Source organism: Curtobacterium sp. NPDC090223, assembly GCF_044746585.1.
Lineage (GTDB): Bacteria > Actinomycetota > Actinomycetes > Actinomycetales > Microbacteriaceae > Curtobacterium.
The window spans coordinates 55,823-73,455 of sequence record NZ_JBIVCN010000001.1; the positions used below are offsets into that span (position 1 = coordinate 55,823).

20 protein-coding genes are annotated in these 17,633 nt (G+C 71.5%); 7 read left to right on the forward strand and 13 right to left on the reverse strand.

The annotated features are described in order from the left end of the window. Window positions 1–475: 475 nt before the first annotated feature. Window positions 476–1,921 (reverse strand): amino acid permease, encoded by a 1,446-nt coding sequence (locus ACIPJY_RS00230; RefSeq protein ID WP_400460766.1) that lies wholly within the window; start codon window positions 1,919–1,921, stop codon window positions 476–478. Between the two features lie 233 nt (window positions 1,922–2,154). Then, window positions 2,155–2,487: a hypothetical protein gene (locus tag ACIPJY_RS00235; protein ID WP_400460764.1), complete on the reverse strand. Its 333-nt coding sequence runs from the start codon at window positions 2,485–2,487 to the stop codon at window positions 2,155–2,157. Between the two features lie 94 nt (window positions 2,488–2,581). Here ACIPJY_RS00235 and ACIPJY_RS00240 point away from each other — a divergent pair, with 94 nt between their 5' ends. From ACIPJY_RS00240 to ACIPJY_RS00250, 3 genes are all read left to right on the forward strand, one after another. After that, window positions 2,582–2,965: a hypothetical protein gene (locus tag ACIPJY_RS00240; protein WP_400460762.1), complete on the forward strand. Its 384-nt coding sequence runs from the start codon at window positions 2,582–2,584 to the stop codon at window positions 2,963–2,965. Further along, window positions 2,965–3,408 carry a DUF6264 family protein gene (locus tag ACIPJY_RS00245; protein WP_400460760.1) on the forward strand — a complete coding sequence of 148 codons (444 nt, stop codon included), beginning with the start codon at window positions 2,965–2,967 and terminating at the stop codon, window positions 3,406–3,408. The genes ACIPJY_RS00240 and ACIPJY_RS00245 overlap by 1 nt, the downstream gene beginning before the upstream one ends. Window positions 3,409–3,500: 92 nt before the next feature. After that, the gene (locus ACIPJY_RS00250; protein WP_400460758.1) at window positions 3,501–3,938 is read left to right on the forward strand and encodes a hypothetical protein; all 438 of its coding nucleotides are present in this window, start codon (window positions 3,501–3,503) and stop codon (window positions 3,936–3,938) included. A gap of 19 nt (window positions 3,939–3,957) precedes the next feature. Here the strand turns inward: ACIPJY_RS00250 and ACIPJY_RS00255 are convergent, their stop codons facing one another. Together ACIPJY_RS00255 and ACIPJY_RS00260 are read right to left on the reverse strand one after the other, a co-directional pair. Next, entirely contained in the window at window positions 3,958–4,578 is a 621-nt protein-coding gene (locus tag ACIPJY_RS00255; RefSeq protein WP_400460756.1) for a hypothetical protein, read from the reverse strand. Between the two features lie 99 nt (window positions 4,579–4,677). After that, complete coding sequence (locus tag ACIPJY_RS00260; protein WP_400460754.1) at window positions 4,678–6,126, reverse strand: APC family permease; 1,449 nt, start codon at window positions 6,124–6,126, stop codon at window positions 4,678–4,680. Between the two features lie 124 nt (window positions 6,127–6,250). On the opposite strand from ACIPJY_RS00260, the gene ACIPJY_RS00265 reads away from it, so the two are divergent. Further along, entirely contained in the window at window positions 6,251–6,679 is a 429-nt protein-coding gene (locus ACIPJY_RS00265) for a DUF6892 domain-containing protein (RefSeq protein WP_400460752.1), read from the forward strand. A 26-nt stretch (window positions 6,680–6,705) separates the two neighbouring features. Here the strand turns inward: ACIPJY_RS00265 and ACIPJY_RS00270 are convergent, their stop codons facing one another. The 3 genes from ACIPJY_RS00270 to ACIPJY_RS00280 form a co-directional block, all read right to left on the reverse strand. Continuing rightward, the gene (locus ACIPJY_RS00270; RefSeq protein WP_400460750.1) at window positions 6,706–7,296 is read right to left on the reverse strand and encodes a uracil-DNA glycosylase; all 591 of its coding nucleotides are present in this window, start codon (window positions 7,294–7,296) and stop codon (window positions 6,706–6,708) included. Between the two features lie 112 nt (window positions 7,297–7,408). Then, window positions 7,409–8,614, reverse strand: a complete 1,206-nt coding sequence (locus ACIPJY_RS00275) for a glycosyltransferase (RefSeq protein WP_400460749.1) — start codon at window positions 8,612–8,614, stop codon at window positions 7,409–7,411. A 10-nt stretch (window positions 8,615–8,624) separates the two neighbouring features. Beyond that, window positions 8,625–9,461, reverse strand: coding sequence for a DUF429 domain-containing protein (locus ACIPJY_RS00280; RefSeq protein ID WP_400460747.1), 837 nt, complete (start codon window positions 9,459–9,461; stop codon window positions 8,625–8,627). A 452-nt stretch (window positions 9,462–9,913) separates the two neighbouring features. Here ACIPJY_RS00280 and ACIPJY_RS00285 point away from each other — a divergent pair, with 452 nt between their 5' ends. Together ACIPJY_RS00285 and ligD are read left to right on the forward strand one after the other, a co-directional pair. Then, window positions 9,914–10,333 (forward strand): G5 domain-containing protein, encoded by a 420-nt coding sequence (locus ACIPJY_RS00285; RefSeq protein WP_400468118.1) that lies wholly within the window; start codon window positions 9,914–9,916, stop codon window positions 10,331–10,333. Between the two features lie 21 nt (window positions 10,334–10,354). Beyond that, window positions 10,355–11,413, forward strand: coding sequence for a non-homologous end-joining DNA ligase (gene ligD / locus ACIPJY_RS00290; RefSeq protein ID WP_400460743.1), 1,059 nt, complete (start codon window positions 10,355–10,357; stop codon window positions 11,411–11,413). Here the strand turns inward: ligD and ACIPJY_RS00295 are convergent. The 3 genes from ACIPJY_RS00295 to ACIPJY_RS00305 form a co-directional block, all read right to left on the reverse strand. Next, a complete protein-coding gene (locus ACIPJY_RS00295; RefSeq protein WP_400460741.1) occupies window positions 11,410–11,550 on the reverse strand; it encodes a hypothetical protein in 141 nt (46 codons plus the stop codon). The genes ligD and ACIPJY_RS00295 overlap by 4 nt on opposite strands. Continuing rightward, window positions 11,547–11,708, reverse strand: a complete 162-nt coding sequence (locus ACIPJY_RS00300) for a hypothetical protein (protein WP_400460739.1) — start codon at window positions 11,706–11,708, stop codon at window positions 11,547–11,549. The genes ACIPJY_RS00295 and ACIPJY_RS00300 overlap by 4 nt, the downstream gene beginning before the upstream one ends. Before the next feature lie 80 nt (window positions 11,709–11,788). Then, window positions 11,789–12,859, reverse strand: coding sequence for an ATP-dependent DNA ligase (locus ACIPJY_RS00305; protein WP_400460737.1), 1,071 nt, complete (start codon window positions 12,857–12,859; stop codon window positions 11,789–11,791). A 162-nt stretch (window positions 12,860–13,021) separates the two neighbouring features. On the opposite strand from ACIPJY_RS00305, the gene ACIPJY_RS00310 reads away from it, so the two are divergent. Continuing rightward, window positions 13,022–14,059: an MBL fold metallo-hydrolase gene (locus ACIPJY_RS00310; RefSeq protein ID WP_400460735.1), complete on the forward strand. Its 1,038-nt coding sequence runs from the start codon at window positions 13,022–13,024 to the stop codon at window positions 14,057–14,059. 95 nt (window positions 14,060–14,154) lie between these two features. Here ACIPJY_RS00310 and ACIPJY_RS00315 read toward each other — a convergent pair whose 3' ends face one another. From ACIPJY_RS00315 to ACIPJY_RS00325, 3 genes are all read right to left on the reverse strand, one after another. Further along, window positions 14,155–14,784: an FMN-dependent NADH-azoreductase gene (locus ACIPJY_RS00315; protein ID WP_400460734.1), complete on the reverse strand. Its 630-nt coding sequence runs from the start codon at window positions 14,782–14,784 to the stop codon at window positions 14,155–14,157. A gap of 113 nt (window positions 14,785–14,897) precedes the next feature. After that, window positions 14,898–16,511, reverse strand: a complete 1,614-nt coding sequence (locus ACIPJY_RS00320) for a hypothetical protein (RefSeq protein WP_400460732.1) — start codon at window positions 16,509–16,511, stop codon at window positions 14,898–14,900. A gap of 143 nt (window positions 16,512–16,654) precedes the next feature. Next, window positions 16,655–17,557, reverse strand: a complete 903-nt coding sequence (locus tag ACIPJY_RS00325) for a LysR family transcriptional regulator (protein WP_400460730.1) — start codon at window positions 17,555–17,557, stop codon at window positions 16,655–16,657. Window positions 17,558–17,633 lie beyond the last annotated feature (76 nt).

Here is a 17,633-nt window from a genome sequence, read left to right on the forward strand (position 1 = left end):
GCCGGAGAGCGCCATCCTCGACGCTCGGATCGGAATGCCATACCGCGCCGCCTGCACTGGAGCCGTGACTCCCGAGACCACCGGGAAGTCCGGGTCGGGACGGACGTCCTCTGTGACGTCACCCTGACCGACCGGTTCGTCGTCGAGTCCCCGGGGCACTTCCTCACCGGCGAGCACACGTCCTTCGAGAGTGCGGTCTCCCAGGTGAGCGCGTGGGTGCGGTGGCGTTCGGCTCAGCCCGCCTGGCCCGTGTGGTGCGGTCCGGTGCGCTGCGACTCGTGGCGAGGGCTACCGGTGCGAGGCGAATCGATCTAGTCTCACTTCCAGCCCGGTTTGAGCGAGCTCCTGGGTGAGGGTCCGGAACCAGCGGATCCGAGGCGGTGCCGGCATCTGATCAGGGGTCGGCACCGCCCGCCCGCTCGGTCTCGTTGCGCACGAGCGGTACCGGCTGCGGATCCGCTCTGCTGATCCTGCACTACTCGCGGCCGCGGGCAGGGCCGGAGGGGTCGGGGCCGGCGGGTCCGGCGAGTTCGCTGTGCTTCCGCGAGTACCCGAAGTACACGCCGAGCCCGATCGCGAACCACACCGCGAACCGCACCCACGTCTCCCACTGCAGGAACGTGACGAGCCACAGCGACGCGATCACACCGATGATCGGGATGACCGGCATGAAGGGCAGCTTGAACTGCCGCGGCAGGTCCGGCTGCGTGTAGCGGAGCACGATCACCGCGGTGCAGACGACGACGAACGCCAGCAGGATGCCGATGTTCGTCAGCTCCGCGACGACGCCGATCGGCAGCACGCCCGCCAGCACCGCCGACGCGATGCCCAGGATCCACGTCACACGGGTCGGCACGTGCCGTTTCGGGTCCGTCTTCGCGAACCACTTCGGCATCAGGCCGTCGCGGCTCATCGAGAACCACACGCGCGAGGCGCCGAGCATGAACGTCACGAGCACCGTCACGATGCCGACGATCGCCCCGATCGCGATGATGTTCGCGACCCCGCCGAGCCCGACGGACGCGAACGCCGACGAGAACCCGGAGGCCGGGTCGATGTCCGTGTACTTCTGCATGCCCGTCAGCACGATCGTCGCCAGGACGTAGAGCACCATCGAGATCGCCAGGGACAGCAGGATCGCCTTCGGCATGTGCTTCCGGGCGTCGACGGACTCCTCGGCGGCCGTGGACATCGCGTCGTAGCCGAACACCGCGAAGAACACTGTCGCCGCACCGGTCATCACACCGCCGAAGCCGAACGGGAAGTACGGGTCGTAGTTGGCGCTGTTGATGTGGAACACGCCGAGCACCACGATGAGCACCACGAGGGTGACCTTGATGCCGACGGCGACGAACTCGAACCGGGCGGCGCTCCGGATGCCCCGCGTCAGCACGAACGCGGTCAGCAGACAGAGGATGATCGCGAAGACGTCGAGCACGTGGCCGTCGCCGGTGCCGGGCGCGCCGAGCATCCAGGCGGGCAGGTCGATGCCGAATTGGCCGACCAGGAACCCCACGTAGCCGGAGATGCCGATCGCGACCACCGCCACGATCGCGGTGTACTCGAGCAGCAGGTCCCAGCCGATGAACCACCCGACGATCTCCCCGAGGACCGCGTACCCGTACGTGTACGCACTGCCGGCCTTCGGGATGAGGCCGGCGAACTCGGCGTACGACAGGGCTGCGGCGGCGCTGGCGACCCCGGCGACGAGGAACGAGATCAGGACGGCGGGGCCGGCGACGCCGTGGGCGACCGTGCCGGCGAGGGTGAAGATGCCCGCGCCGATGATCCCGCCGATGCCGATCGCGGTGAGCTGCCAGAGGCCGAGGTGGCGTTTCAGGCCGCCCTCGCCGCCGGTGTCGTCGTCGATCTCCTCGATCGGCTTGCGACGGAACAGTGTGGCCCTCGGCGTCTCTGCCATGCGGACCACTCTGCACCTCGGTGGGGCGGCGCGTGCGTGCGGCCGCAGTTTCCGGGCTTGGGGCCGCGTGGGAATCTCGACACCGCAGAGGTCGATCGACGCCCGTGGTGTCGAACGATGCGGACGCAGTGGATGCGTGCCGCACTCTTCGACACCGCAGAAGTCGATCGACCGGCGCACTGTCGATCCGGACGCAGCGCTCCACCGCGGACCACCCCAGACGCAGCCCCCCGTCAGCGCGTGGAGTACGGCGACCAGAACGGAGCCGGCAGCGCGCCACCCGTCGCCATGAAGAGCACCTGGTAGAGCAACGCCACCAGCCCGATCCCACCGAGCACGATGCCGACCCACGCCCACACACGCGGAGCACGTCGACGCCCCGAGATCGCGATCGCCCGCCACCCGCTGAGCAGTCCCACGACGCCGAACACCACGGCCAGCACGACGTGCCGGACCGTCGACTCCGAGGGGATCACGAGCCCGAGGTACAGCGCGATGCACCCCAGCAGGACCGCCACGAACGCCGGGGCGGCCGGCGGTTCCTGGTCGCGGGTCCGGACTGCCATGCTCCGAACCTACCGAGGCGCCGAGATGTCCGGGAGACGCCGGTTCGAGGGCCAGCGCCGAACCTCGGTGCGCCCGGCCGGGCATGCTGGTGCCATGCGTTCGTTCGTCCGTGTCCTGCTCGGGCTCGCGCTGGTCTTCGCCGGCACGAGCCACCTCTCCTTCGCGCGACAGGACTTCCGCGCCCAGGTGCCGGACTTCGTCCCCCTGGACACCGACACCACCGTGCTGGCCTCGGGCGTCGCCGAGGTCGGCCTCGGGTCGGCGCTCGTCCTTGCCTCGCGCCGTCGTCGGCTCGTCGGGACGATCGCTGCCCTGTTCTTCGTCGCCGTCTTCCCCGGGAACATCTCGCAGTGGCTGAACCGCCGCAGCGCCTTCGGACTCGACTCCGACGAGAAGCGCATCGTCCGCCTGTTCGGGCAGCCCCTCCTCATCGCCGCGGCACTCTGGTCGACGCGCGGCGGCGCACGGCGCCCCTGATGGACGCGCGGGTGGCCGACCCAGACCCGCCCGGTGCGGTCCAGCCCGGCGGGTCCGGCCCGTCCGGCAGGTCCAGCCGGGAGGCTCGACACCCCCTGGTCGGCGGCCGTCGCGTCGCGGACATGGTCGCCACCATCGCCCTGCTCACGATCGCGACGGCGGCTGCGGTCCTCGCGGGGTGGGGGATCGTGTTCCTGTCGCTCGCGTTCCACTCGTGCATCGCTCCGGGGAACCGGTGCGACGAGACCCTCGGCGGCACCGTCGTCTACGCGGGGCCGACCGTCGTCGCGCTGGTCCTGGTGCTGACGATCGTGTTCTCGGTGCTGCGCCTCGTCCGACGGCGCATGGCGTGGCCGATCGCGGCGGTCGGGCTGGTCGCCGTCGTGGCGGCGTTCTTCGCGGCGCTGTTGCTGGTGGACAGCGCGATCAGCCACGGGATCTAGCCGGTTCCTCCACAGGCCGCTGTTCAGCGTGCGTTGTGCACCGATCGCGCTCGTCGCCCCGCTCGGGGGAAGGGTTCCGCGAGCGTTGAGGCATGCCAGACACCGACGTGCTCGACCGACTCGAGCAGACCACAGTCCGTACCGATGACGACGTCGTCGACCTCGTCGTCGCGCTCATCGAACGCCCGATCCGACGACAGTGCTGGGTGCTGTTCATCGGCCGCGACGGCGTCCCGATCCGCCTCGTGATCCCCATCGCCGACCTGCCCTACCAACCCGACGACCACGTCGAGGACTTCGCCGCGCTCGTCGCCGACGTCGTCGAACAGGTCGACGCCGCAGATGTCGTGCTCGCCTGGGAACGACCCGGCGCCACGGCCCTGTTCCCGGTCGACTGGGAGTGGGTCGATGCGATGGCGTGCGTCCTCGACGAGCACCACGTGCGGCTCCGCGGACAGGTCGTGGTGCACGACGCCGGCGCCGCGATGATCGAGTTCGACGAGGACGACGTCGTCGAGGCGGTGGCGTGACGTGCCACGCAAGCGCCGACTACCCCTGTGGCGCCGTGTCCGGGACGCTCTCCCCGGTGAGGCCCTCGACGACCTGCTTCGCGCTCGGCCAGAACTTCGCGTAGTGGTCCGGGTCGGCGTTCACCTGGACGGCGTGGGCCATCTGCGTCGGGGTCATCGACTTCCACCCGGGGATCTTCACGAGCTTCGCGTAGAACATCGACGCCGCCGTGTACGGGTCCATCCGCTGCTCGTACGTGCCCCACGCGCCGTTGTCGCGCTGCTGGAAGAGCCCTCGGCTGTCCGGGCCGACGGCGTCACCGTGGTCCAGGTTGACCAGGCCGGACTCGCCGATCGCCGTCATCACGCCGACGGCTTGCGTGTGGGGCCCGATGCCGAGTGCCTCCGCGGCCTCGATCACGTACGCCGCGTTCACCAGGCGGTCCTGGCAGTAGCCGGCGACGGGCCCCTCGGGGACGACGATCCCACCGATGGTCTTCGACGCCGCTGCCGGGCAGGTCACCGCACGCGGGGTCGAGGACGAGCCGGCGATCCCGGACAACGAGTTCACCGCGATGACCACGAGCACCACGACGCCGATCCCGACGGCCACGATGCCGGCGCCGAACACGGACGCCAGGGTGATGCCGACGCGGTGCATGCACGGGTCCTCTCGTCCGGGGTGCCAGGACGAGGGTACGAGGACTCGCTGAGAAGCACAGCACTCCCACGGCCCCAGTACGGGTCAGCACCGGACGTGTCAGCGCTTGTGCTCGTCCTCGTGCACCACCTTCGTCGGCTCCGTGACCAGGCCGGTCGGCGCCTTCTCGGTCTGCTTCCGGCCGTGCGTGAACCACGTGACGACCCACAGCAGGATCCCGAGCGCCAGCAGCGCGCCGGCGATCTGGTACTGCTCGATGTCGCGCCCGGACGAGAACGGCAGCACCAGCCACAGGCACGTGATCACACCGATGACCGGGATCACCACCCCGGCCTTGAAGTGCTTGTGGTCGACCTTGTCGCGTCGCAGCACCAGCACGGCCAGGTTCACGACGGCGAACACCGAGAGCAGCAGGAGCGACGTCGTCCCACCGAGGACGACCACGATGGGGGAGTCCGGGCTGAGCGACACCCAGCCGATCAGGGCCAGCGAGATCACGGTCGTGAAGACGATCGCGGTGGACGGGGTGCGGCGGGTGCGCGACACCTTCCCGAGGAACCCGGGCAGGACGCCCTGCTTGCTCATGCCGTAGAGCAGCCGGGACGCCATCATCATGTTGATCAGGGCGGTGTTGGCGACGGCGAACATCGAGATGAACGGCAGCAGGTCGGCGATCGGGAAGTCCGGCGCGGCGGTCTGCACCACGGTGACCAGCGGCGTCTCGTTGCCGGCGAGCTCACCGATCGGCACGACCGCGACCGCGCAGATGGACACCAGCACGTAGATGACGGCCGTGATGCCGAGGCCGGTGAGCATCACCTTGGGGAAGATCCGCGAGGGGTCCTTCGTCTCCTCGGCCATGTTCACCGAGTCCTCGAAGCCGACCATCGCGAAGAACGCCAGCGACGTCGCGGTGGACACCGAGAGCAGCAGGCTCTTCTCCTCCGGGGTCTCGAACATCACCACCCGCGAGAAGTCCGCGTTGCCGCCGGCGATCGCCCAGAAGCCGATCAGGATCACCATCACCAGACCGCTCAGCTCCACGAGGGTGAGCACGACGTTGGTCTTCACGCTCTCGCTGACACCACGGAAGTTGATCGCCATCACCGCGAGCATGAACCCCATCGCGATGAGCATCACCACGGCGTTCGGCAGCTCGAGGCCGAAGCCGGCGCCGAGGTTCGCGGCGAAGGCCCTGGACGCGGTGGACGCAGACGTGATGCCGGAGCACATCACGATGAAGGTGACGATGAACGTGACGAAATGGATCCCGAACGCCTTGTGCACGTACAGGGCAGCACCGGCCGTCTGCGGGTACTTCGTGACGAGTTCCAGGTACGAGAACGCGGTGAGCAGGGCGACCGCGAACGCGATGAGGAACGGGAGCCACGCTGCTCCGCCGACCTCGGCCGCGACCTGACCCGTGAGGGCGTAGACACCCGTACCGAGGATGTCTCCGACGATGAACAGCAGCAGGAGCTTGGGTCCGATGACGCGGCGGAGCTCGGGCTGCTCCGTGTCCGGCCGCTCGGTCTTGGTGGTGGTCATGCACCACCCTCTACCGAACCGGCTTCCCTGTCCGGGTTCTCAGGGTTCTCCCCGCCGATCGCAACATCTCCGTGTCCTGCCGGAAACCGGTCGCTCCGGGACGGGCACGGATACGATCCGCTGCATGTACGACGAGTCGAACACCACCGAGGAACCAGTCGAGTTCGCGGACTTCAACGCGAAGCTGCTCGTGCTCGACGTGCTCTGCTACGACCTGGACGTGATCGACCCGTACGACGGGGACTCCGCGGACGAGTCCGACGAGGACCTCGACGTCGAGGGGCAGGACGACCGGGCGCGCGAGTACTACGACGACCTCGACCTGTTGCCGTCGCAGCTGTCCCTCGTCACCGAGGTCACCGTCGACTCCGCGCTCGAGATCCTGCAGGACGTGCACCCCGGCTGGGAGGGCTCCGACGACCGCTACGACCCGCAGAACTGGGATGATGTGCTCGACCTCCCGGCGCTCCACACCGTGTACGTCGCCACACGCCTGCCCCCGCACGTCGCCGATGCCCTCGCCGCGAAGGGTGTCGACATCCAGTCCGCCTGACCTCGCGCCCGACCACGCAGGCGGGCTCAGCGGGACAGCGCCGCCAGCTGCTCCGTGAACTGCCGCGCCCCACCCTGCGCCGGGTGCCGCACCGCGATCGCGTCGATGCCCGCGGACGCCAACGCGCCCTGCGCCTTCCGCCCGACGGCGACCACACGGGACACCCCGAGCGCCGACAGCAACGCCAGTGCGACCGGAGCCCCGTCGCGCACCTCGGCCGGCCGGGGCGTCCGGTTCGTCAGCCGGTCCCCGGCGACGAACGGATGGTGCGGGAAGATCGCCCACGCCACGGGGAGCGGTCCGTGCCAGCCCTCGAGCGCTGCGTGCACGACCCGCGACGATGCCTCCCACGGCGCGGTCGGGGACGGCGGCGCGAGGTACTCAGGCCCGAGCTCGCGGACGCTGGTGAACGGCACGCCGGTGTTCGTCATGCCGCGCCACCCGGGAGCCTCGGCCACGAGCAGCGTGTCCGCCCCGGGCCCCACGGTGTCGAGGTACCGGGACAGGTTCGCCCGACGCAGCCGCCCCTCCGGGGTGCCCTCGGAGTACAGCGCCTCGGCATCGTCCGCGACCGGCACGGCGTCGAGCGCTGCCCAGAACCCGTCGAGCCCCGTCACGCCGCACCTCCACGTCCGCGAGACGTCCCGGTGCCCGCGAGACGCCGCGGAATCCGGCGGCGTCTCGTGCGGACGGCGGTGTCTCGCGACGGCCCCGGTGCCACGAGCCGAGTCACAGCCCCCGCCCGAGCACCCGGCGGTACACGTGCTCGAGTCCCGCAGCCGACCGCTCCCAGCTCAGCCGCTCGGCGTGCTCCCGCCCCGCTGCCGACAGTGCAGCGGCGTACGAGGGCTCCGTCAGGATCCGCTCGATCTCCGCCGCCCAGACCTCCGGCGACCGCGACTCGAGCACGACCCCGGTCTCGCCGTCGACCACGGCCTCCCGCAGGCCCCCGGCGGCCGCGGCCACGACGGGCACCCCGGAAGCGGAGCCCTCGAGCGCGACGAGCCCGTACGTCTCCGAGTGCGACGGGACCAGGACGGCGGCAGCGCCCCGGAACAGCAACGCCAGGTCGGCCCGCGACTGCGGGCCGATGAAGGTCACCCGGTCGGCCACGCCGTGCTCGGCGGCAAGCCGACGCAGTTCGGCGACGTAGTCACCGGCCTCGCTCGAGGAGTCGCCGGCGATGACCAGGGTGGGTCGGACCTCCGGCGCGATGCCCGCGATCGCCTCGATGGCCAGGTCGAGCCCCTTCAACGGCTGCACGCGCGCCGCCGCGACGACGTACGGGACGTCGGCCCGACGCGCGTCCGGCGCAGCCGGGCGGAACACGGAGCCGTCGACCCCCGGCGGCACGATCCACACCCGGGCCGGGTCGCCGCCGAGGCGCGTGCGGACCGTGTCGGCCTCGGCCTCGCTGACCACGACGACGGCGTCGGAGTCCCGCGCGAGCGTCGACTCGCCCGCCATCCGGCCCGCCGACTCTGGCCGCTCGCCCTCGGAGAGCGGCGACGCGGAGTCCGCAGCGATGGAGTGGAAGGACTGCACGTGCGGGATGCCGCGCTGCCGGGCCACGGGCAGGGCCGCGGCGCCGGAGAACCAGTGGTGCGAGTGCAGGACGTCGAACGGACCGAGCGCCGCGAGCTCGGTGCGGAACGGCTCGATGAACGCGTCGTGCTCGCCCTTCGGCACCGGCTGCGCAGGACCGGCGGAGAGGAACCGCAGGCAGACACCCGGCACGAGCGACACCGAGTCCGGCTGTGTCGGGGACGACCGGCGGGTGATGATCTCCACGTGGTGGCCACGGTCCGCGAGCGCCTCGGCCTGGTGCCGGACGACGACGTTCATGCCGCCGACCTCACCGGAACCGGGTTCGTCGCCGGGGGAGGTGTGCAGCGAGACCAGCCCGATGCGCAGGGGTTCGGAGGTCCTCGTCACACGCCCAACCCTAGCCTCGGGGCCGCCGCTGCGACCCGCGAGCCGGGGTGACGACGACCGGCTTGCGGCCCGCCTCGTCGACCGGATCGGACGGGAGGCCCGGGTCACCTCCCAGGATCTGCACGCGCTGGTCGCCGTGCCGGTCCCAGAACGCGGCCGTCCAGGCACACAGGACGCCGTCCAGCAGGTCCTCCCGGTGCTTGTGCGTGGGACCGTGGAGCACCGAAGGCTCCCGGAGCGCTGCGGTCAGCGGATGCGAGTCGAGGTCGAGGGGCGGGTCGAGCGGCGTCTCCCGGAGTCGCCGGACCAGGTCGTCGAACGCGACGGCACGCCGGGCCCTGGCCGTCGCCGCCGGGACGGACATGTCCAGGCGCTTGTAGCGCGGACGTTCGTCGTCGTAGCCGAGCTCCTCGACGCCGACGAGGGTCGTGTACGGGTAGCACTCGAACACCACGGACCCCTCGCGCTCCCGCATCGCCGCCGTGTCGCTGACGTACCCGACGCCGAGCGCCGTGAGCCGGTCGAGCAGCCGGGCCCCGGCGCTCGCCGCGGACGCGAGGTTCGTCGGGTTCGCCGCGACCTTCCACCTGCCGTAGCGCTGGCCGACCTGTCGCTCCGCCTCCCGGATGCCGGTCGGGTTCGTCACGACGAGCGACGCGTCGACGCCGATGAGCGTGCGCGGGCCGAGGTGCTGCACGATCCACTCGGTGACCTCGTCGACGCCGCGGGCCCAGCCGGCGTCGAGCACCCGTCCGTGCGCGTCGAGTGCTGCGAGCCCGGTCTCGTTCGGTCGCCGGGTCGCGGTCCCGAGCCCCCACGCCAGGTCCACTCCGAGGTACGCGCTCACCCACCCATCCTGCCTGCGCGCTCGAGCATCCGCAGACTCGGGACCTCGAGAACCATGATCGAGTGCGCAGACGACGCGCTCCGCTGGCCGCCCGCCCACGACTTCAGCTCACTCGCGGCCAACGTGAGGTCCAGTGTTCGCGAGGCATCGATGCGCCCAGGACGGGGGCTGTCGCAGATCTTGATCCTCACTCAGGATGAGGGGTCGATCTGGGGAGGAAGGGTGTCATGCGCTGGAGCGGGTTGACCACGAAGACGAAGGCGACTGTCGTGGTCGTCGTTGCTGGGGTGCTGTGGTTGGGCGGGGTCGGGTCCGCGGTCGGCGTGATCGGCGCCGTCGCCGGGAGCCCAGCGGCCGTCGTGGAGTCGACGGCCTCACCCTCTGCAACTGCCTCGCCGTCGCCAACGCGCACGGTCACCCCGTCGCCGACCCCTGTCGTGACCGTGACAGAGGTGGACGAAGAGTCGCCCATCCCGTTCGACACGGCGACGGTGGAGGACCCGAGCCTTGCGAAGGGTCAGACGAAGCTCCGGACTGCTGGCGTCAACGGGGTCCTGACGACGACGTACCGGATCACCGAAACCGACGGCGTCGAAATCCACCGTGAGAAGACCAACGAAACCGTCACCACGCCGCCCGTCACGGAGGTCACGGCCGTGGGCACCTATGTTGCTCCGGCAGCGGCCGACCCTTCGCCCGCCGACCCGCCTCCGGTCGCGCCCGAGCAGCAGAACCAGGGCACCATCACCCCGGGAGCCTTCTGCGCCGACGCACAGAGCGGCGCCGTGGCGCAGGCGGCGAACGGTCGTTCGTACCAGTGCGGGGGAAAGGGGCCGGACGCGAACGGCCATCTGCACTGGAACACCATGTGACGCGGGAGTAGGTTCCGCTGCATGGCGAGCGAAGCGACGACGCTGACCGTACCCGGCCCCCACGGCGACCGGGAGGTCCGGCTGTCGAGCCCGTCGCGGGTGCTCTGGCCGGACGCCGGCATCACGAAGCTCGACCTCGCGAACTACCTGGTCGAGGTCGGCGACGCCTTCGTCCGGGCCAACGGCGACCGTCCGGTCTCCCTGCAGCGGTTCCCGGGCGGCGTCGACGGCGAGCAGTTCTTCTCGAAGAACCCGCCGAAGGGCGCGCCCGACTACGTCCGCTCGGTCACGGTGACCTACCCGAGTGCCCGGAAGCACCCGCAGCTCGTGCTCGACGAGCCGGCCGTCGCGGTGTGGGCGGCGCAGATGAACACCGTCGTGTTCCACCCGTGGGCCTCCCGCGCCGAGGACAGCGACCACCCGGACCAGCTCCGCATCGACCTCGACCCGCAGCCGGGGACGGACTTCCACGACGCGGTCCCGGCGGCCGAGGAGCTGCGGAAGGTGCTCGACGAGGTCGGGCTGACCGCGTGGATCAAGACCAGCGGCAACCGCGGACTGCACGTGTTCGCGCCGATCCGGCCCGAGTACGAGTTCCTCGACGTGCGGCACGCGGTGATCGCGGCGGCGCGGGAACTCGAGCGCCGGATGCCCGACCAAGTGACGACGGCGTGGTGGAAGGAAGAGCGCGGCCAACGGGTCTTCGTCGACTTCAACCAGGCGAACCGGGACCGCACCATGGCCGGCGCCTACAGTCCGCGGGCGCTGCCGCACGCCTCGGTCTCGGCCCCGATCCGGTGGGAGGAGCTCCGGGACGCGGACCCGACGACGTACACGATCCTGACGATGCCGGTGCGCCTCCGGACGACCGGGGACCCGTGGGAGTCGATGGGCGCGGAGTCGGCCTCGATCGCACCGCTGCTGGCGTGGTGGGAGCGCGACGTCGAGAACGGGCTCGGCGAACTGCCGTTCCCGCCGGACTTCCCGAAGATGCCGGGGGAGCCCCCGCGCGTACAGCCGTCCCGCGCGAAGAAGCCGGAGCAGCCGACGAACCCGGAGCAGCCGGAGAAGAACGCCTAGCGCGTGGGGCGGTCCTGGCGACGATCAGCGTCGTCGACGTGCTTCGTGTGCATCGGGAGCACGATCGTCGCGTTGTGCAGCCGGTTCAGCTTGGACCAGGCCCCGCGGTGGGCGTCGGTGATGCCGTCGATGTTCATGCGCCGAGTCCCATCGTGACGAGGGCGAGTGCGGTCGCGGTCACGCCGGCGATGCCGCTGATGACCGCGCTGATCTGCAGCGCGCGCTGGTGACGCGCCTCGCGCACCTCGGTGAACGGGTGACGCTGCGAGTGTCGAACGAGAGTTGCGTTGCTCATGTCGATCCGCTCCGATCCGTCCGGCGCCCGCTGCGGGTGCCGATGGAACGATCATTCCACGGTATTACTAGTCCGTCTAACTACCGGCGGAGAACGGACAGGCGCACGCAGGTCAGCACGTCCCGCAGGTCGTACGCCGCCGGGACCTCGAGCTGCTCGAACCCGCACGACCGGGCGTCCCGGTCCGGGCGCCACCGCTCGAACTGCACCGTGTGCCGGAACCGCGCACCCTCCATCTGGTCGTAGCGCACCTCGAGCACCACCGAGGGCTCCAGGCGGACGAACGACGTGTCGCGACCCGACGAGAACCGCGACCGCTCCCCGTCACCGGTGACGGGCCTCCTGTCCGCGTTGCGCAGCACGACGGGGTCGAGCTCCTCGACCAACTGGACCCGACGCTTGTCGGAGAAGGCGGACACGCCGCCCACCTGCCGCAGCTCCCCGTCGTCGCCGTACAGGCCGACGAGCAGCGAGCCGACCCCGGTACCGCTCTTGTGGACGCGGTACCCGATCGCGACGACGTCCGCCGTGCGGTGGTGCTTCACCTTGAGCATCGACCGCTTGCCCGGTTCGTAGGGGCGGGTGCGGGGCTTCGCGACGACCCCGTCCAGGCCGGCGCCCTCGAAGGTCGTCAACCACTCGCGGGCCAGGTCGACGTCGAGCGTCGTCCGGGTCACGAACAGCGGGTCGGCGAGGTCGGCGGCCAGTGCCTCCAGGCGGGCACGCCGCTCGTCGAACGGCAGGTCCGTCAGCTCGGCACCGTCCGCCGCGAGCAGGTCGAACGCGACGAACTGCGCGGGCGTCTCGACACTGAGCTTCGCGATCCGCGACTCGGCGGGGTGGATGCGCTGCGACAGTGCCTCCCAGTCGAGGCGCTCGTCGCCCGGTTCGCCGGAGCGCAGCACGACCTCGCCGTCGAGGACCACCGGGTGGTCCCGTCCGCCGAACTGCGCGCGGAACGCCTCGACCAGCTCGGGGAAGTACCGGGTGAGCGGCTTCGCGCCGCGGCTGCCGATCTCGACGTCGTCCCCGTCCACGGTCACGATGCCGCGGAACCCGTCCCACTTCGGCTCGTACCGCAGCCCGCCCTTCACGCTGTCGGGTTCCGGGACGTCCGGCACGGCCTTGGCGAGCATCGGTGCGATCTCCATGGGTCCTGTCTACGCGGTCGCGTCCGACAGGCGCTCCGACCAGGACCGGGAGGCCCGGCGCGACTCCGCCCCGCTGGTCGCGTCGTTGGGGTTTTCTGGTCGGCACAGCCCGGGAGGCCCGGCTCGACTCCGCCCCGCTGGTCGCGTCGTTAGGGTGGCCGGGTGACGACGCCCCCCGCAGCTCCCGCCCCGGAGCCGATCAGCCCCGTCCAGGCACGCGCGCTCGCCGAGGGGGTGCTCCCACCGGTCGAGGAGGTCCGCCCCGGCATCTGGACCCTCGCCGTCCCGTTCCGCTTCGGCGTCCCGGACGCCACGCTCGTCTACGTCGTCGAGGGCACCGACGGCGTGCTGACCGTCATCGACCCGGGCTGGAGCGAGGACGGTTCGCTCGACGTCCTCGCCGACGGGCTCCGGCAGATCGGCCGGTCGGTGTCCGACGTCGGGCTCGTCGCCGTCACGCACCTGCACGCCGACCACCTCGGTGCGGCCGCCGCGCTCCGTCGCGCGTCGGGAGCCCGGATCGCGATGCACGGCCTCGAGGTCCGCGCGCTGGAGGACGAGCGTGCCGACGCCGCTCGGCACGAGGCCGACATCGCGACGTGGGGTGTGCCGCACGAGTTCCGGTCCGGCCTCAGCGACGCGTGGGGGATCGGACGGCGGATCGGCCTCGGGTCGACCGAGCCGCCGTACGCGGACGTGCTCCTCGACGACGGCGACCTGCTGCCCGTGGCCGGCCGGTCCCTCCGGGCGCTGTGGACGCCGGGGCACACCGCCGGGCACCTCTGCTTCCTCGACGAGCCGGACGGGCTGCTCTTCACCGGCGACCACGTGCTGCCGCGGATCAACTCCGGGATCGGTCTCGGCGGCCGTACGGCGTCGAACCCGCTCGGCGACTACCTGGCCTCGCTCGCGCGGTTGGACGGGTACGCGGCGCTCGAGGTGTGCCCCGGCCACGAGTACCGGTTCGCGGACGTGGTGTCCCGCGCGCGGACGCTCGCCCGGCACCGTGAGGAGCGGAGCCGGCACGTCGCCGCCGCCCTCGACACGCTGGACGCGCCGACGCTGTTCCAGGTGGCGTCCCGCGTGCCGTTCAGCGGCGGGATCGAGTCGATGCGGGGCTTCCTGCTCGCGAGCGCGCTGACGCAGACCGCTTTCCACGCGGACCTGCTCGGCCGCGGCGGCGAGGTCCGTCCCGCCTGACGCCCCGTCCGCGCGAGACGCCTCCGTCTGCTCGAGACGCCGCAGCTTTCGGCGGTGTATCGGCAACTCGGAGGCGTCTCGGCGGGTGTCGGCCGTCAGAGGGCGGCGGCGAGGCGCTCCAGGGTCGTCTTCGCGTCGGCGAACTCGGCGGCGGCGTGGTCGGCGAGCGGTGCCAGATCGGGCAGCCGGTCGGCGAGGGTCGCACTGACGGTGACCGGGTACTGCCGCATCCCGAGGGCGGTCCCGAGGACGAGCTCGAGGACGGGGGAGCCGTGGTCCCAGTGCTCGGTCGGGGTCCCGGCGTCGTAGGTGGCGCCGCGGCTGACGACGGTCACGACCGGGCGCCCGGCCAGGGGCTGCACGTCGCCGGCGAGCACCCCGGGGACGTGGATCCGGTCGATCCAGGCCTTGAGGCTCGAGGGCACCGTGTAGTTGTAGAGCGGAGCACCCACCACGACGACGTCGGCCGCGAGCAGCTCGTCGATGACGGCCTGACGCAGGGCCTCGGCCGCGGGGTCGACGGACTCCTCGTCGGTGCGGTCCCCGGCCGCCCAGTGCAGCGCCGAGGTCTCCAGGTGCGGCAGCGGCGACGTGTGCAGGTCGCGCGACACCACCGTGTACTCCGGACCCCGGGCACGCCAGGCATCGGCGAACGCGGCGGTCAGGGCGCGGGATCGGGAGTGGACGAGGTCGGCGGAGGAGTCGACGTGCAGCAGCGTGGGCATGGCGCCAACGCTACCGACGCCGCCGGACGCCGGTGGGCAGCGAAACGGCCCCGCCGGACCACGTGCGTGGTCTGGCGGGGCCGGGTCGAGCCTGCCGGGTGGCAGGACCGGTGTCAGCGCTGGGTACGTCGACGCACCGCGCGGATGCCGACCAGGCCGGCGCCGGCGGCGAGCATCGCGAGCGCCCAGGGCAGGGCGCCGGTGGCGTCCGATCCCGTGTAGGCGAGCTGCTGGCCCGACGTCGTGGTCGGCGTGACCGTGGCGACCGTGGTGGTCGCGGTCGGGACGACCGTGACGGGGAAGGAGACGGACTGGCCGGCCTCGGACACCGTCAGGACGTGGGTCGACGCGTGCGGGAAGGTGACCTTCGACGTCGAGCTGTCCTCGTCGATGCTGACCTGGTCGGTCGCGTGGTCGCTCGTCACGGTCGGCATCGGGTAGTCGCCCTCGCCGTCCCAGTCCACGGTCGAGTTGCCGTACTGGTCCACGGGGGACCCGTCGATCCAGAGCGAACCGCCCTGCTTGACGGTCGGCTTGCCACCGGGCGTGATGGAGAAGTCGTCGCTCTCGGGGTCGCTCGGGATGTCGATCTGGACGATCTCGCCGTCCCAGTTGATGATCCAGGCGGTGGCGGGCTTGCCGTTGGTGAACAGGTCCTCGGGGGAGGTGTCGACCGCCTGGGCGAGGACGCCGACCGGGGCGGCCGGGTCGACGACGATCTCGACGTACTCGGTCGCGGTCGAGGTGCCGTTCGTCGCGACGACCGTGAAGTCGTAGGCGCTCGCCATGGTCAGCGTGCCGCTCAGCGTCGCGGTGGAGGCGTCGAAGACCGACTCGTACGGCAGGTACGACTCGGGGGAGTCCTCCGGGTCGGTCGGGTCGGCGCTGTCCGGGTCGGCGTACCCGATCGAGTACGTCACGTCGCCGCTGCCGGCGGTGACCGCGAAGGACTCGTTCAGGGCGTCACCGGCGGTGATCTCGATGACGCGGGGCTCCTCGTACGAGGTCTTGCCGCCGAAGGCGACGTCCTCGGTGACCGCGTCCGTCGTGGCCGTCGCGGTGGCGTTGCCCGCGCCGGTGATGACCACGGTGATCGTCTTGCCGATGTCGGCCTTGGTGATCTGGTACGAGGTCTTGTCCGAGACGACGGGGCCGCCGTCGAGGGACCACGCGTAGGCGTACGGGCCGGTGAGCTCGTCGGCGCTGGCCTCGAGGCGGGTGCCCACCTTGGCGTCGCCCTTGAACGTGGCAGGGACGGGGGCCGGCGCGTCCGCGGTGGTCGCGCCGCCGTCGGTGCCGTCGGTGCCGTCGGTGCTGTCGGTGCCGGCGTCCGCCGGCGGGACGTTGCCGGGGGTGCCGGTGGTGCCGTCGCCGGAGTCCGGGACCGTTCCGGTGCCGCCGTCGGTGCTCGTGCCGGCCCCGCTGCTACCGTCGGTGGTGCCTTCGTCCGAACCGGTGTTCTCGGTGCCGGTGCCGGTGGTCGCGCCGGCGTCCTGCCCGGACGTGCCGGAACCGGTGTCGGTCGCGTCGGCGTCGTTCGACGTGCTCGTCGGCTGACCGTCGACGGAGTTCGTCGCGTTCGGGTCGGCCGAGACCGAGGTGGTGGCCGGCTCGACGGCGTACGCCGCGGTCGCGGTGAAGGCGCCGAGGCCGGTGGTCAAACCGATGAGCGCGATGGTGGTGCCGACGGCGCAGGCGCGTCGAACGCCGGAAGTGCTGCGGTGCACGGGTTCCCCCAGGTGTTCAGGTCCGGACGGGTACCGGATCATAAGAGTTCGCCGAGAATCCTCAGGCGTGCTCGGATCGTACTGATACTCGCGCGCCCGCAGGAGTCGCGTGACCGGAATGTGACCAGGGTTGGGGGTGCACGTCAGGCGCGTGACGCCGTCGCGGCCTGCTCGAGGGCGTCTCGGAAAGCCGTCAGCGCCGGGGACTCGGCACTCGCAAGACGCTGCGCCGTGAAGAGCGTCCGGCGCGCCGGGTCCGGCAGCTCCAGCAGGCGACACGTGGTGGTGCGGCCGGCCCACACCAGGTCGGGCATGAGCGCGACGGCGTTCCCCGACTCGATCAACCGGATCTGGGCCTGCAGGTCCGCGGTCTCGTACCGGACGTCGGGCTCGAAGCCCGCGCGGCGGCACGTCTGCTCGGCGAAGTGCCGGGACGCGGCACCCCGGGGCTCCATCACCCACGGCAGCCCGGCGGCCGACGCGAGCGAGTCGACGGGCCACAGCGCCGTCTCGACCGGGGGCAGGGCGAGCCGCACCGGGTCCGTCGTCAGGTCGCGGTGGTCGAGCCCGGGGAACCGCGGTGCCGCGTGTGCGGGGTACTGCTCCGCGATCACCATGTCGAAGTCCCGCGCCCAGGTCTCGTTGAGCGCGGTCTCCGGCTCGCGCTGCACCATCTCCACGCGCACGTCCGGGTGCTCCGTCGCCGTGATCCGCAGGGCGGTCGGCATGAGCGCGAGCGCCGCCGACTGGAACACCGCGACCCGGATGCGCCCCTGCACGCTGGTGAGCGTCGACTCCACCGACGCCTGCGCGCGGTCGAGTGTGTCCAGGACGTCGCCGGCCGCGGTCACGAGCACCTCGGCCTGCGGGGTGAGCTGCAGGCGGCGTCCGGCCTTCCGGAGCAGCTGCACGCCGGCCTCGCGCTCCAGCACGGCGAGCTGCTGCGAGACGGCCGACGGGGTGAGGTTCGCGGCCTCGGCGACCGCGGCCACCGTGCCGCGGATCGAGAGCTCGCGCAGGAGGACCAGGCGGCGGACGTCAAGCATGCGGAAAGCGTAGTTCAACTTCACGGTATGCGTCAGAACAATTCGCTTCCGCTACCGAAACCGCAGACGACACACT

Excerpts from the sequence above, each read along its gene's own strand:
- ACIPJY_RS00230 (WP_400460766.1), bottom strand. The coding sequence starts at position 1,921 with ATGGCAGAGACGCCGAGGGCCACACTGTTCCGTCGCAAGCCGATCGAG.
- ACIPJY_RS00235 (WP_400460764.1), bottom strand. The coding sequence starts at position 2,487 with ATGGCAGTCCGGACCCGCGACCAGGAACCGCCGGCCGCCCCGGCGTTC.
- ACIPJY_RS00240 (WP_400460762.1), top strand. The coding sequence starts at position 2,582 with ATGCGTTCGTTCGTCCGTGTCCTGCTCGGGCTCGCGCTGGTCTTCGCC.
- ACIPJY_RS00245 (WP_400460760.1), top strand. The coding sequence starts at position 2,965 with ATGGACGCGCGGGTGGCCGACCCAGACCCGCCCGGTGCGGTCCAGCCC.
- ACIPJY_RS00250 (WP_400460758.1), top strand. The coding sequence starts at position 3,501 with ATGCCAGACACCGACGTGCTCGACCGACTCGAGCAGACCACAGTCCGT.
- ACIPJY_RS00255 (WP_400460756.1), bottom strand. The coding sequence starts at position 4,578 with ATGCACCGCGTCGGCATCACCCTGGCGTCCGTGTTCGGCGCCGGCATC.
- ACIPJY_RS00260 (WP_400460754.1), bottom strand. The coding sequence starts at position 6,126 with ATGACCACCACCAAGACCGAGCGGCCGGACACGGAGCAGCCCGAGCTC.
- ACIPJY_RS00265 (WP_400460752.1), top strand. The coding sequence starts at position 6,251 with ATGTACGACGAGTCGAACACCACCGAGGAACCAGTCGAGTTCGCGGAC.
- ligD (WP_400460743.1), top strand. The coding sequence starts at position 10,355 with ATGGCGAGCGAAGCGACGACGCTGACCGTACCCGGCCCCCACGGCGAC.
- ACIPJY_RS00295 (WP_400460741.1), bottom strand. The coding sequence starts at position 11,550 with ATGAACATCGACGGCATCACCGACGCCCACCGCGGGGCCTGGTCCAAG.
- ACIPJY_RS00300 (WP_400460739.1), bottom strand. The coding sequence starts at position 11,708 with ATGAGCAACGCAACTCTCGTTCGACACTCGCAGCGTCACCCGTTCACC.
- ACIPJY_RS00305 (WP_400460737.1), bottom strand. The coding sequence starts at position 12,859 with ATGGAGATCGCACCGATGCTCGCCAAGGCCGTGCCGGACGTCCCGGAA.
- ACIPJY_RS00315 (WP_400460734.1), bottom strand. The coding sequence starts at position 14,784 with ATGCCCACGCTGCTGCACGTCGACTCCTCCGCCGACCTCGTCCACTCC.
- ACIPJY_RS00325 (WP_400460730.1), bottom strand. The coding sequence starts at position 17,557 with ATGCTTGACGTCCGCCGCCTGGTCCTCCTGCGCGAGCTCTCGATCCGC.